This window comes from Stackebrandtia soli, from assembly GCF_965137155.1.
Lineage (GTDB): Bacteria > Actinomycetota > Actinomycetes > Mycobacteriales > Micromonosporaceae > Stackebrandtia > Stackebrandtia soli.
The window spans coordinates 129806-143756 of the sequence record NZ_CBCRZX010000002.1 but is presented as its reverse complement, the minus strand read 5'-3'; the positions used below and the strand labels follow the sequence as shown (position 1 = coordinate 143756).

Annotated in this window: 11 protein-coding genes; 10 read left to right on the top strand and 1 reads right to left on the bottom strand. The window is 67.6% G+C overall.

Annotation, left to right across the window (positions count from 1 at the left end):
• Window positions 1–172 precede the first annotated feature (172 nt).
• Window positions 173–886: a PepSY domain-containing protein gene (locus ACM9NP_RS01850; RefSeq protein ID WP_415644776.1), complete on the bottom strand. Its 714-nt coding sequence runs from the start codon at window positions 884–886 to the stop codon at window positions 173–175.
• 119 nt (window positions 887–1005) lie between these two features.
• Between ACM9NP_RS01850 and ACM9NP_RS01845 the strand changes: the two genes are divergently transcribed.
• The 10 genes from ACM9NP_RS01845 (at window position 1006) to ACM9NP_RS01800 (ending at window position 13852) form a co-directional block, all read left to right on the top strand.
• Window positions 1006–1692 (top strand): response regulator transcription factor, encoded by a 687-nt coding sequence (locus ACM9NP_RS01845; RefSeq protein WP_415644775.1) that lies wholly within the window; start codon window positions 1006–1008, stop codon window positions 1690–1692.
• Window position 1693: 1 nt separating this feature from the next.
• Window positions 1694–3103 (top strand): sensor histidine kinase, encoded by a 1410-nt coding sequence (locus tag ACM9NP_RS01840; protein WP_415644774.1) that lies wholly within the window; start codon window positions 1694–1696, stop codon window positions 3101–3103.
• A gap of 168 nt (window positions 3104–3271) precedes the next feature.
• On the top strand, window positions 3272–3877 hold the full coding sequence (locus tag ACM9NP_RS01835) for a hypothetical protein (protein ID WP_415644773.1): 606 nt from the start codon (window positions 3272–3274) through the stop codon (window positions 3875–3877).
• A gap of 277 nt (window positions 3878–4154) precedes the next feature.
• A complete protein-coding gene (locus ACM9NP_RS01830) occupies window positions 4155–4568 on the top strand; it encodes an SAV_6107 family HEPN domain-containing protein (RefSeq protein ID WP_415644772.1) in 414 nt (137 codons plus the stop codon).
• Window positions 4569–4866: 298 nt separating this feature from the next.
• On the top strand, window positions 4867–5574 hold the full coding sequence (locus ACM9NP_RS01825; RefSeq protein ID WP_415644771.1) for a hypothetical protein: 708 nt from the start codon (window positions 4867–4869) through the stop codon (window positions 5572–5574).
• Between the two features lie 1130 nt (window positions 5575–6704).
• Complete coding sequence (locus ACM9NP_RS01820; RefSeq protein ID WP_415644770.1) at window positions 6705–10013, top strand: error-prone DNA polymerase; 3309 nt, start codon at window positions 6705–6707, stop codon at window positions 10011–10013.
• A gap of 61 nt (window positions 10014–10074) precedes the next feature.
• Window positions 10075–10833: a methyltransferase domain-containing protein gene (locus ACM9NP_RS01815; RefSeq protein ID WP_415644769.1), complete on the top strand. Its 759-nt coding sequence runs from the start codon at window positions 10075–10077 to the stop codon at window positions 10831–10833.
• Window positions 10834–10844: 11 nt separating this feature from the next.
• Window positions 10845–12014, top strand: a complete 1170-nt coding sequence (locus ACM9NP_RS01810; RefSeq protein ID WP_415644768.1) for an alkaline phosphatase family protein — start codon at window positions 10845–10847, stop codon at window positions 12012–12014.
• Between the two features lie 21 nt (window positions 12015–12035).
• Complete coding sequence (gene dinB / locus ACM9NP_RS01805) at window positions 12036–13298, top strand: DNA polymerase IV (RefSeq protein WP_415644767.1); 1263 nt, start codon at window positions 12036–12038, stop codon at window positions 13296–13298.
• Window positions 13299–13438: 140 nt separating this feature from the next.
• Window positions 13439–13852, top strand: a complete 414-nt coding sequence (locus tag ACM9NP_RS01800; RefSeq protein ID WP_415644766.1) for a DUF3040 domain-containing protein — start codon at window positions 13439–13441, stop codon at window positions 13850–13852.
• Window positions 13853–13951 lie beyond the last annotated feature (99 nt).

Below are 13951 nucleotides of genomic sequence, written 5' to 3'. Positions count from 1 at the left end.
TGAAGTTGTCAAACAACGCTCGACCGCCTTCGCGGTCGTCCGAATAACGGAAACGACCCAGGCCAACGTCGCGATCATCAGCCTGGGTCGTTCATTCATTGCCTCAACGGGCTATTCAACTGTGTTCAATATGGGGGCGGTCCCGTGTGGTGGGCGGGGCCGCGGGGCCGGGCTAGTCGTCGTCGCCGTCTTCGTTGTCATCACGGTCGTCGCCATCATCGTCACCGGCGGAGTAGTCGTCGTTGACGCTGATGAGCGTGCCGTTCACCGCGTCGATCTCGACGTACTGCCACGTCTCGTCGGACGTGTTGTAGACCTCGACCTCCCAGACCGGGGCGTCGACACCACCTTGCAACTCGACACCGATGACCCGACCGTTGGGGACCTCGGACAGGGCGAGGCTCGTCGCCTCCTGGATCGTCACCGTCGCCGCAGAAGCGCGCGCGTGGTCGATGGTGTCGGCGTCGTCGTCCTCCTTCTCGTGCGACAGCACGGTTCCATCGACCGCGTGGATCGTCAGCTCGTGCTCGACCTGGTCGGCGTCGACCGCGTCGACGTCCCACACCAGAAGGTTGCCGTCATCGTCAAGCTCGACCGAGGTGACCAGACCGTCACCGATCTCGGCGACCGCCACGTCGGCGGCGTCGGCGGGGCTGATCATGTCGCTCGGGACGGACACTCCGTCCTCGTCGTCCCGGTCGTCGTCCTCACGGTCGTCGTCGTCCCGGTCGCCGACCGATTCGGCGGTCACGGTGCCCGGGTCGCGCTGGGGATCCTCATCGTCGGCGAAGGCGGCGCCGGCGGCGACCGCGCTGCCCAGGATCAAGGCACCGGCCGCGCCGGTGATGATCCAAGTACGGCGACGGGTTTGCAGGGACTTCTTCATTGTTTTTTCCTTTCATCGGTTGGACGTTTCCCACCATGCCTGATGGATGCTGAAGCCAGCCTTAAGTCACCTGAAGCCGGCTTCAGGTTCGGTGTCGACCGTTGTGTCACGCTGTGGATATGCGCCTGTTGATCATGGAAGACGAGAAGCGGCTCGCCGAGGTGTTGTCCGGCGGGCTCAGCGCGGAGGGCTATGCCGTCGATGTCGCCCACGACGGAGTCACAGGCCTGGACATGGCCAGCCGTAACGGCATCGACTACGACGTGATCATCATGGACATCATGATGCCCGGGCTCAACGGATATCAAGTGTGCGAACGGTTGCGCGGCGAGGGAGTCCGCACGCCGATTCTCATGCTCACCGCCAAGGACGGCGAATACGACGAGGCCGAGGGGCTGGACACCGGCGCCGACGACTATCTGACGAAGCCCTTCTCGTTCATCGTGCTGCTCGCCCGCATTCGAGCGCTTCTTCGCCGTCGCGGCGAGTCCGTCTCACCCGTCGTGTACCGCTTCGGCGACTTGGAGATCGACACCGCGACCAAGCGCTGTCGGCGCGGGTCGAGCGAGATCGTGGTGACCGCGAAGGAGTTCGCCGTCCTCGCGTATCTGGCCAGCCGCGTCGGAGAAGTAGTGTCCAAATTGGACATACTGGAGCGCGTGTGGGACTTCGGCTACGACGGTGACGTCAACATCGTCGAGGTGTACGTGTCGAACCTGCGTCGCAAGATCGATTCCCCGTTCGGTACGTCCTCCATCGTCACCGTGCGCGGCGCCGGCTACCGGTTGAACGGTCAGGGCGGCTGACATGCGCTGGTGGCAACCCAAGTCGGTGCGCGCTCGCACGACGCTGGCCGCGACGGTCGTGGTCGCGGTGGCGCTCGTCGCGGTCGGGATCGTCGTCATCTCGTTGCTGCGCGCCCAATTGGTGAGCGCCGCCGAGCTGACGGCAGAACTCAACGCGCGCTCGGTCGCCGCTCAGTTGGCCTCGGGGGCTCCGGTCAAGGACGTGGAGTTGCCCGACGATGACGAACCGACCCAGGTGGTCGACGACGCCGGGGAGGTGGTCGTCGGCAGCGACGACCTGACCACGGCGCCGATCGCGAGCTTTCCGGTGGAGACACCCGGAGGCGCGTCACCGTCCGACGATGACGACGATGATGACGACGATGATGACGATCGTCCCGGCGAGGTGAGCGATGACGTGTCGTTCGCGACGATCCCGTTCGCCGGTGACGACTACCGGATCGCGGGGATCGCGTTGCGCACTCCGAGCGGAACCGTGTTGACGGTGTACGCCGGTGTCTCACTGTCGACGGAGGAACAGGCGATCGACGCCGTCACCACGTCGATGCTGTTGGCTCTTCCCGCCCTTCTGCTCGTCGTCGGAGCGGTGACCTGGGCGGTGACGAGACGTGCGCTGCGGCCGGTGGCGGCGATCCGGTCCGAGCTGGCCGCCATCACGGTGGGGGACCTGTCCAAGCGGGTTCCGGTGCCTTCCACCCGCGACGAGGTCCACGATCTGGCGGTGACGACGAACAAGACCTTGACGGCGCTGGAGCAGTCGATCGTGCAGCAACGGCGCTTCATCGGGGACGCTTCGCACGAACTGCGCAGCCCGTTGGCGATCCTGCGCGCTCAGCTGGAGGTCGCGATGTCGCACCCGCAGTTGTTCGACATGGAGGCCACGCTGCGCGATGTGATCCGATTGCAGACGCTCGCGACGGACCTGCTGCTGCTGGCCAGGTTGGACGCGGGAGAGAAGCGGACGACCGCTCGCGTGGACCTGACCGAGCTCACCCGGGAGGAGATCGCTCGGCGAGCCGCGACCGATCGGGTCCCGGTGCAGGTCCACGTCGCGGAGGAGGTGACGGTGTTCGGTGTCCGGGCGCAGCTGGCGCGGGTGTTGGCGAACCTGGTCGACAACGCGCAGCGATATGCGTCGTCGATGGTGGAGGTGACACTGCGTCCCGCGTCGGACGGCACGGTGGTGTGGGAGGTCGCCGACGACGGACCGGGCGTGCCGGACGCGGAGCGCGACCGGGTGTTCGAACGCTTCGTGCGATTGGACGAGGCGCGTAGCCGTGACGAGGGTGGCGCCGGGTTGGGCTTGGCGATCGTCCGGGACGTGATCGCGGCCCATAGCGGAGTGATCGAGGTGACGTCCTCTCCGCGTGGAGGGGCGGCGTTCCGGATTCGGTTGCCCGGTCGTCGTTGATTCTCGTTGTCCATACGAGACGTTCCATTGAAGAGTCCATGATGTCGGTGTCAACGCCTCCGGTTCCGCGCCAGACGTCGGCGCGACCCCCGGTCGAATGGTGACGGTGGCGCCGTCGCGTCGTCACCTGAGGTTGCCCTTGTCGGTGGGATCTGTTACATATGCGGTGTGGAGACGCATACGCAACCGGTCGGTTCCGCCGATCGTGTGCTCCGTGGCCTGCGGATCACACCGACCACGATGGTCGTCTCGGGGCTCGTGTTCGCGATGGTGACGTCGTTGGTGTCCGCCCGAGGTGGGGTCTGGGTGTTGGTGGGGGCGGGATGCGTCCTCGCCACGATCGCTTGTGAGTGGGGCTATGTGGCCGTCAGCGACCGGGTCGGCGAACTCGGCAGGCGGGCCCTGGTGTTCGTTCCGTTGTCGAACCGGATCGCGGAAGTCGCCTGGTTGTACGGGTTCTGGCGACTCGGGGTCCCGGCGGGGGTCGTGGTCGCCGCCGGTGCCGTGTCGTTCACTCACGAGTACGTGCGGTCGCGGGCGTACATCGCGGGTCTGCGCGGCTCGGGAATGTTGACTCTGGGGGAGCATTCGGGGCGCGGCTGGGCGGCGTTGGCGGGGTACGGCATCGCGGGCGCCGTGGCGGTGACGGGTGCTCCGATGGCGGAGGGCCTGGGTACCGGGCTGATGTCGATCGCGGCCACGGCCTGGCTGTTGTTGGGGGTCCTGGGGCTCATCCAGCTGACGATCGTCGTGTCGGCGGCTCTACGAAAGTAGCGTTGACCTGCGGGTACGCTCATGATCAAAATTTTTTCGAACAAATATTCGTCATCGCTTGCGATTCGACCGGGCCCGGGGTTTACTATCGAGGTGTTCGAACATTCGTTCGTAAGTTCGAACTTCGGAGCAGGACCGCCGCTCACCTCCCACCGATCCCCGGTGGGCGGCGGCCCTGACCGATCCACTGTCGAATCGCCACTGAGGGGAAGCAATGTTGGCGACCGCAACCACGCCGGTGAGCGTCACCGGGCGATCATCGGCACCGTCGCGGCGGATGCCGCGACAGAGCGTTTCGGAGATTCCGGCGCGCGGTATGACCAATCGGTCCCCATTGGAGTTGTTGATTCTCTCCAGGCAGGGGCTGGCCGAGGCAGGCGAGGAGACCCGTGACGGGGCTCGGTATGCGACGGCCCATTTGGCGGCGTTGCGCGCGGCTGCCGCGGTTCTATCGATCCGGGCTCGCATCAATTCGGGCCAGCGAGGTCGCGTGACGAACGTGTGGCGCCTGTTGGCGCAGGTCGCGCCCGAGCTTCAGGAATGGGCGGAGTACTTCGCCCAGACCGCGCACAAGCGAACGATGGCGCAAGCGGGCGTTCCGCGAGTCGTCACGACGCGGGAAGCCGACGACTTGCTCCGGGACGCCGACCATTTCGTGTCGGTGGTGACCGAGCTCATCGGCTTGAGATGACCTACCGGTGGCGTCGACTGGATGCCGCCGATCCGGTGATGGCCCCGCTCCGTCGTCGCCGGTATCGACCGGTCGACCGCCACGACGATGACCTGCCGCTTTCGTCCACGAGGTGAACTGTGGACGGTAATGGCCGGGTCGTAAGGGGAAGACCGGGACGAAACCGTGTTCCTGCCATGAGTCCGGTTTCGTCCCGGTGCCTCAGCGGCATCGATTGTGAACAGGTAACGGGGAAGAGATGTCGGTCCATGCGGCAGCGCCGTCTGTTGTGCCCGATGGAATGCGTCGGGCCAGTGACGTGGCTCGTTCCATTGACACCGATGGGCTTCCCCTGTCCACCGCTGTGGAATCCGTGCTGCCGTGGCCACGCCTGCGGCGAGGAACCACACTCACCGTGGCGTCCGCGGGCCCTGCCGGGCTGACGTCCTTGCTGTTGGCCCTGCTGGCCGGCCCCTCGGGGTCAGGGGCCTGGTGCGCGTTGGTGGGGGCGCCGACGGTGTCCGCTTCCGCCATCCGCCGGTCGGGGGTCGACGCGTCTCGGCTGGCGTTGGTGCCGCATCCCGGCGATCGCTGGGAAAGCGTCGTCGGGGCTCTGCTGGAGGGCATCGACGTAGTGGCGGTGCACGTGCCTGGGCACATCTCACCGAGCCGAGCGGCCCGACTGTCCGCCAAGACGCGACGCCAGAAGGGCGTCCTGGTCGCGTTCGGCGGCGACGGGACCGATTGGCCACAGGCCGAGGCACGACTGACCGTTGAACAGTCCACATGGTACGGACTCGGATGGGGACGTGGCCTGCTCCGGCATTGCGAACTGACCGTGTCGACGCGTCATCACGGCCGCCGCGCCACGGCGACGGTCTGGCCCTACGGGGTTCGCCCGGAGCCCGTTCGGAGGGAAACCGAGCAGATCGACATCGGGGCGGCCGGGGTGACGTCGCTCGCCGAACACCGACAGAAACGAAAGGGAGTGTCCGCACGTGCGATCCTTCGTCCTCCGCTGTCCTGAGTGGGATCCGGCCGAGTCGTTCGATCCGGTCGTCGTGGCCGTGGAGTCCCTGGCGGCGGGCGTGGAGATCATTCGTCCGGGCCTGCTGGCGCTCGCCGCTTCCGGTGTCTCGGCGTATTACGGCGGTGAGGAGGTCGCCGCCGAGCGCCTGGTCGACGTCGTGGCCGAACAGTGCGAGGTCGATGTCGTCGTCGGGGTCGCGGACGGCCTGTTCGTCGCCTATCTCGCCGCCCACGAGGGGCGGATCGTTCCGTCGGGCGCGACCGCCGAGTTCTTGAGCGGGATCGACGTCTCCCGTCTTGGTCGACCGGAGTTGGTCGGGATCCTCCGCAAACTCGGTGTCAACACGTTCGGCGAGTTCACGGCGTTGCCGCGCGCCGCCGTCGCCGACCGGTTCGGCGCCGACGCCGTTTTCGCCCACCGGTTGGCCGCCGGTGAGGACACCCGCCCTCCGGTGGCGCGAACACCGCCGCCGGATCTGACCGTCTCCATCGAATGCGACCCTCCTTTGGAGAGGGTCGATGTCGCGGCGTTCACGGCGCGCGCTCTCGCGGTGCAACTGCATCGTCTTCTGGACGTGCACGGCCTGGCCTGCGATCGGTTGATCATCGACGCGACGACCGGGGGTGGCGTGCTGGTCAGCCGGACCTGGCGGCACGACGGCGCGTTGTCGGCGGCGGCCGTGACCGACCGCGTCCGGTGGCAATTGGACGGATGGTTGACCAACGGCGGGGTCGCCGACGGCGGAATCGTCGCCCTGCGGTTGACCCCCGACGGCTTGATGAGTCGACACGACGCCCACCCCGGCCTGTGGGGCGCGGTCGGCTCGGCCGAGGCGCGGGCGGCCAGGGCTCTGGTCCATGTTCAGGGCCTGCTCGGTCACGACGCCGTCGTCACCGCGGTGGAGGACGGTGGCCGAGGTCTTGCCGAACGACGGAGGCTCGTCCCCTGGGGGGAGCCTCCGGTACCCGTCGGCTCGCCGGAGCGTCCATGGCCGGGAGCGCCACCGGATCCGGAGCCGGCTCTCATCACCGATCGGCCGTCTCCGGTGCGGGTCGTTGATTCGCGGGGCGGCCCCGTCACCGTGAGCGGGCGTTATGTGTTGAGCGCCGCCCCTGCGAAGGTGACGGATGAACGCGGGCGGGCCTCCGAGGTCGTGGCCTGGGCCGGTCCATGGCCGGTGGAGGAGCACTGGTGGGAGGCGCCGCGTCGCTTCGCCCGGCTTCAGGTTCGCCTCGACGATTCCCGAGCCCTTCTCCTCATTCTCGACGGCGGGCAATGGTTCGTGGAGGGTTCCTATGACTGAGTACGCGGAGTTGCACTGCCACTCCCACTTCAGTTTCTCGGATGGTGCCGATTCTCCGGAAAGTCTTGTGGCCGAAGCGGTCCGTTTGGGTCTGACGGGTTTGGCGCTCACCGATCACAACGGCTATTACGGCGTCGTGCAGTTCGCCGAGGCCGCTCGGGAGGCCGGGCTGCCGACGGTGTTCGGCGCGGAATTGACACTGCATCGGGGCGACCGTCGGGGCGACGCCGATCCCACCGGCGGGCACCTCGTCGTCCTCGCTCGTAACCCCCAGGGCTACCGGCGCCTGTCGAGGGCGATGACCCGGGCGCAGTTGGCCGGGTCCAAGGACCGGCCGCGATATCAACTCGACCGGGTCGCGGCGCTCGCCGGTGGCAACTGGCTCGTGCTCACCGGGTGTCGTAAGGGTCTCGTTTCGGCGGCGTTGGACACCGAGGGGGTTGACGGTGCCCGCCGTGAGCTGGATCGTCTCGTCGGCGCATTCGGGCGGGACAATGTCGTCGTCGAGCTGATCCATCACGATCGGCCGGGTGACGACGACCGGATCGACGCCTTGGCGGGGCTCGCCGCCGAGCGAGGTCTCTCGATCGTCGCCACCAACAACGTTCACTACGCGGCGCCGTCTCGGCAGCCGCTCGCCCAGGTCCTCGCGGCGACCCGTTCCCGGCGATCATTGTCCGAACTGGATGGTTGGCTGCCGGCCGCCGGTACCGCTCATCTGCGCAGCGGCGACGAGATGCTGCGTCGGTTCGCGTCGTACCCCGAGGCCGTCGCCAACGCCTCCCGGTTCGCCGCCGAGTGCGCCTTCGACCTGGAACTGTTGAAGCCTCGTCTGCCCGATTTCCCCGTCCCCGCACGGCATAGCGAGTTCTCCCACCTGGCGCACCGCACTCTGACGGGCGCGCGGGATCTGTACGGACCGCCCGAGTCCGAACGGGTCGACGGCGCTTATCGGCAGCTGGAGAAGGAGCTCACGGTCATCAGGGAACTCGATTTCGCCGGGTACTTCCTGATCGTCGCCGACATCGTCGACTTCTGCCGTCGCAACGGGATCCTGTGTCAGGGTCGGGGGTCGGCGGCGAACTCTGCGGTCTGCTATTCCCTCGGCATCACCAAAGTGGACGCGGTCCGGTACGGCCTCCTGTTCGAGCGCTTCCTGTCGCCTGACCGCGACGGGCCGCCCGACATCGACCTGGACATCCAATCCGACCGCCGCGAGGAGGTCATCCAGTACGTCTACGACCGCTACGGTCGATTGTGCTCGGCTCAGGTCGCCAACGTCGTCTCCTACCGTCCTCGATCGGCGGTCCGCGACGTCGCCAAGGCGCTCGGCTATTCCGAGGACCAGGCCTTGGGCTGGAGCAAACAACTCGACCGGTGGCGCGGCGTCGCCGAGTCCGACGTGGACGATCTGCCGACGCCGGTTCATCGACTCGCCGAGGAACTACTGAGAACCCCCAGGCATCTCGGTCTGCACCCCGGCGGAATGGTCATCAGCGACCGTCCAGTCTCGGAGATCTGCCCCGTCGAGTGGGCCCGAGCCCGCGATCGCAGCGTCATCCAATGGGACAAGGACGACTGCGCCACGGCGGGCCTCGTCAAGTTCGACCTGCTCGGGCTCGGCATGCTCGCCGCGTTGCAATACGCCATCGACGAGATCCGTGGCTTCCACGGCGTCGACATCGACTTGGCGCTTCTTCCTCCCGACGACGAGGAGGTCTACGACATGCTGTGCGACGCCGACACCATCGGAGTGTTCCAAGTGGAGTCCCGCGCGCAGATGGGGACCCTGCCCCGCCTCCGCCCGCGTCGTTTCGACGATCTCGTCGTCGAGGTCGCGCTGATCAGGCCGGGGCCGATCCAGGGCGGTTCGGTCCACCCGTACCTGGCGCGCCGTCGAGGCGAGCCCTGGCAGGACAAGGTCCACCCCCGTCTCCACAAGGCCCTCGCCAAAACCTATGGCGTGCCGCTGTTCCAGGAGCAACTCATGCAGATGGCCGTCGACGCCGCGGGCTTCACCCCCGCCGAAGCCGATCAGTTGCGCCGAGCGATGGGTTCGAAACGGTCCACCGAACGCATGGAACGCCTCAAGGGGCGCCTGTACGAGGGGATGGCCGAACGCGACATCACCGGCGAGACCGCCGACGAGATCTTCGCCCAACTGTCCGCGTTCGCGGACTTCGGCTTCCCCGAAAGCCACGCGGCCAGCTTCGCCTACATCGTCTACGCGAGCGCCTGGTTGAAACGCCACTATCCCGCCGCGTTCACCGCCGCACTCCTCAATGCGCAGCCGATGGGTTTCTACTCCCCGAACACGCTCGTGGCCGATGCCCGACGGCACGGGGTCGAGGTCCGCCGTCCCGACATCAACGCCAGCGACGTGACCGCTCGCCTAGAGGCCTGCGACGCCCCGGCACCGCCCGGTGTCCACGGTGTCGCGGCGATCAGGCTCGGGCTGTCCACGGTGCGCGGTCTGCCCAAGCGGGTCTCGGAGCGCATCGCGGCGGGTCGCCCGTACCGCGACATGTTTGATCTGGCCCGTCGTTCCGGCGTCACCCGTCCTCAGCTGGAGGCGCTCGCCGCGGCGGACGCCTTCGTCTGCTTCGGGCTGAGCCGCCGCCAAGCCCTGTGGGAGGCGGCCGCCGCCGCTCGCGCCGGTGACGAGGCCCTCGCCGGAACGGAATCCACGGCCCCGACTCCCGCGCTTCCCGGCATGAGCCTCCTCGAATTGTCTGGAGTGGACTACTGGTCGCTCGGCCTGTCCCCGGATTCCCACCCGATCCAGTTCGTTCGTCGCATGCTCGACACCGGGGGAGTCCGTCGAGTGGAGGAACTGCGCGAAGTCCCGCATGGGGAACGGGTCTTCGTCGCCGGGCTCGTCACCCACCGACAGCGTCCCTCCACCGCTGGTGGCGTCACCTTCCTCAACCTCGAGGACGAGACCGGCATGGTCAACGTCATCTGTTCTCCCGGTCTGTGGCAGCGGTATCGGCGTCTTGCTCGGACCGCCGCCGCCCTCGTCATTCGCGGCCGGATCGAAGGTGCCCCCGGTGTCGTCAACGTCGTCGCCGAACGGCTGACGCACCTTCCCCTGCCGTTGGGGCCCGCGTCCGCGTCAAGGGACTTCCAATGAACCGCGCGCCGGGCTCCTCGCTGACCTGCGATCTGTTTCGCGCAACCGCTAGGCTCAGCCCGTGGACCGTCTCAAAGCCCGTCACACCCCGCGCACCGCCGTCGTGTGGTCGATCCTCACGACCGAGCTGGAAACCGCCCTCGACTGCGGCGGCCCCGACGAACCGTGCCGGATCGTCGACGTCGGAGGAGGCACCGGCGGCTTCGCGGTTCCGTTGGCCGAGGCCGGTTACGACGTCACCGTCGTCGACACGAGCCCGAACGCGCTCGCCGGGCTGACCCGTCGCGCCGCCGACGCCGGTGTAGCCGATCGGATCCGCGCCATCCAGTCGGACGCGCACACTCTCGACGATGTCGTCGAGGCGGGCACGGCGCGGCTGGTCCTGTGTCACAGCGTGTTGGAGATGGTCGATTCCCCGCGCGAGTCCATCGCCGCGATGTCCAGGGTCCTCGCTCCGGGCGGCGCGCTGAGTCTGCTCGTCGCGAACCGCGCCGGAGCGGTGCTGGCTCGTGCCATCACCGGCCAGCTGTCGGCGGCCACCACCATTCTCACCGACCCGGATGGATCGGGAACCGCCGACACGCTGTTGCGCCGTTTCGACCCCGACTCGCTGGGCGGCCTCGTGACCGAGGGCGGCCTCGTCCTCGAACGACTGCACGGTATCCAGATCGCCGCCGACCTCGCCGCGGGCTTCCGTGACGGTGAGCCGGGGGCCGCCGAGGCCATGCGCGAGTTCGAGTTGACGGTCGCCGCGCGACCGCCCTATCGCGACATCGCCACACAACTGCACGGGCTGGCGCGCAAACCCCCCGCCACGTAGGCTGTCGGGCTATGCGGCCCACACTCGACCTGTCTGTTCGACTGCCCGCCTATGGCCGTGCCAGCATCTGCGACGTGATGCCGTCGGTGCTGTCCCTGCTGGGTGTTCCGGGCGGACGCGACGTGCTCGGGCTCGCCGACGGCCCCCTCGCCGGGGTGAATCGGGTCGCGATCCTGCTCATCGACGGGCTCGGTCTGTACCCGTTGCGGCTGGCCGCCGATCGCTCGCCGTTGATCTCGGACATCGTGACGGGGAACGTCGGCCGCTTCGACGAGCTCACCACGAACTTCCCGTCGACGACGCCGACGAGCCTCACCTCCCTCGGGACCGGGGCCACACCGGGCGAACACGGCGTGCTCGGTTTCACCGTCAACGTTCCCGGGACGACCGACGTACTCACCCACATCGAATGGGCCGACAAACCCGATCCACTGTCGTGGCAACCGATCCCGACAGGTTTCGAGCGGGCCGCCGCCGCCGGGGTCTCGACCGCGAAGGTCTCCCAGGTGTTCTCCTTCGACGGCCTCAACACGGCCGCGTTCCGTGGCAGCGAGACCTTCCCCGCCCCCGACATGACCGCGACCGCAGACGGAGTGATCGCCGCACTGAGTGTCGGCGAGAAGTCCCTTGTGTATGGATACAATTCGATCGCGGACAAGACGGGGCACGGCTTCGGTCTCGAATCACCACAGTGGTGGAACGCGGTCACCGAGGTGGAGAACCTGATCGCCGCGATCATGACGCGACTGCCCACTGACGCCGGCCTGATCGTGACGGCCGATCACGGCATGATCAACATCGCCGACGCCGACAAGATCGACGTCACCGATCTTCCCGCCCTGCACAAGGGCGTCCGCCTCATCGCGGGGGAGCCGCGCGCCCGCTACCTGCACACCGAGCCCGGCGCGGCGACGGCGGTCGCGGAGCGCTGGCGTGAGTTCTTCGGGGACGTCGCCGACGTCCGCACCCGGGACTCCGCCATCGAGGCCGGCTGGTTCGGCCCCGTCGCGGCGGAACACCGCGAGCGCATCGGCGACGTCGTCGTCGCCTGCGTCGGGCGCAGCGTCATCCTGGGCGCTCCGTCCGAACGCCCCACCATCGGTCTTCTGCGTGGTTACCACGGCGGCCTGACGGACGCCGAGATGTCCATCGGGCTCTGGTCGTATCGCGGAATGTCGTAGCGTGCCGTTACGGTCGCTGACGTGGGACGCACTACCCCGTCGGCGGTGACCGGCGACGCCTTCGGACCGGGTCTGGACGACACGGGTTGCGACATCATGCACATCGACATGGACGCGTTCTTCGCGTCGGTCGAGATCGCCCGCGATCCGAGCCTGCGCGGGAAGCCGGTCATCGTCGCGGGGCTCGGTCCGCGTGGCGTCGTGACGGCCGCCAGCTACGAGGCGCGCCCGTTCGGCGTCAACAGCGCGATGCCGACGGCGGTGGCCCGTCGCCGTTGCCCGCACGGCGTGTTCATCAGCCCCAGCGGCGGCGAGTACTCCCGAGTGTCGAAGGCCGTGCGCGCGATCTTCTCCCGGTACACCCCGCTCGTGGAGCCCGTCTCCGTCGACGAGGCCTTCCTCGACGTCGCGGGGGCGCGTCGACTGTTCGGTTCGGCCTCCCGGATCGCCGCCGCGATCCGGGACGACGTTCGTGGCGAGCACGGCATCACCTGCACCGTCGGCATCGCGTCGACGAAGTTCGTCGCGAAACTCGCGTCGACCCAGGCGAAACCGGACGGGCTGGCGGTCGTCCCGGTCGGCAAGGTCATCGATTTCCTGCACCCGCTGCCGATCTCCGCGCTGTGGGGCGTCGGCGCGGCCACTGAGACGTCATTGAAGCGACTGGGCGTGCACAAGGTGGGGGAGTTGGCCCACACCCCGCTGGATCGGCTGCGTCGGTTCATCGGCACGGCGTCGGCCGAGCATCTGCACGCGTTGGCGTGGGGTCGTGACCCGCGTACGGTGCAGGTCACGCACGTCGAGAAGTCCATCGGCGCGGAGACGACGTTCGACACCGATATCGGCGAACCTGAGCGTATCGCCCAGGTCGCCCTGAGGTTGAGCCACAAGACAGCGGCCAGGGCCCGTAGGGCCGGGCTGGTGGGCCGGACCGTGTCGGTCAAGATCCGGTATGGCGACTTCTCGACGTTCACCCGGGCCAGGACGTTGCCGGAACCGACTGATGTCGCTCATGAGATCTATGAGCACGCCCGTGACCTGATCACAGCGAACATGACGGCGCCGCTGCGACTGCTCGGCATTCGTCTGGAGGGCCTCAGCGAAGCCCGAGGTCGGGCGGTTCAACCGAGGCTGGGAGAACCCCTGCACGGGTGGCGTGACGTGGAGCGCGTCGTCGACTCGATGCACGACCGTTTCGGGACGACCGCGATCGGTCCGGCGAGTTTGCTCGATCCGGCTTCCCGCAAGCGACGGCGGCCCGATGATGGGACGAGGTCTGCGTGAACTCGTACACCTGGCCAGGATCGTTGGCCTTACCGGTAAATTCGTGACCGAACCTGGTTTCGGATACGTCTTAGTAACCGTAGACTTGAACCTAAATCCCGGCTGTCAGCGACAGCCGCTATGACCGCAGGAGGAGTGCCGTGCCGCTCTCCGAGCATGAACAACGAGTGTTCGACGAGATCGAGCGGTCGCTCGCCGACGATCCCAAATTCGCCTCGGCTGTGCGATCTCACGACCCTCGTCACCGAAGCCGTCGCCGGATGATCATCGCCGGCGTCATCACCTTGGCCGGTCTTGCCCTTCTCGTGGCCGGCGTGATGGCGGAGTATTGGCTGGGCATCGCCGGTGCGGTGGTGATGTTCGCCGGGATGATCTTCGCCCTCCAGACTCAGCGCAAACTCGCCAACGGGGAACTCTCCGCCGTTGACGGCAAGGCGCGCCGCACCGCCGGTAAGTCCTCCCGTGGGTCGAAGACCCAACGTCGTTCCGGTAACTCGTGGGGAGACCGGATGGAGGAACGCTGGCGCCGTCGCCGCGACAACGGTTGGCAGTAACCGAATCTAGGCAGAAACGCACACGCCTCGGCCGACCGCCGAGGCGTTCGTGTGTGCGAAGGAGTTCGAGAGAGGTCCGGCCGTCACCCGCACGGGGTG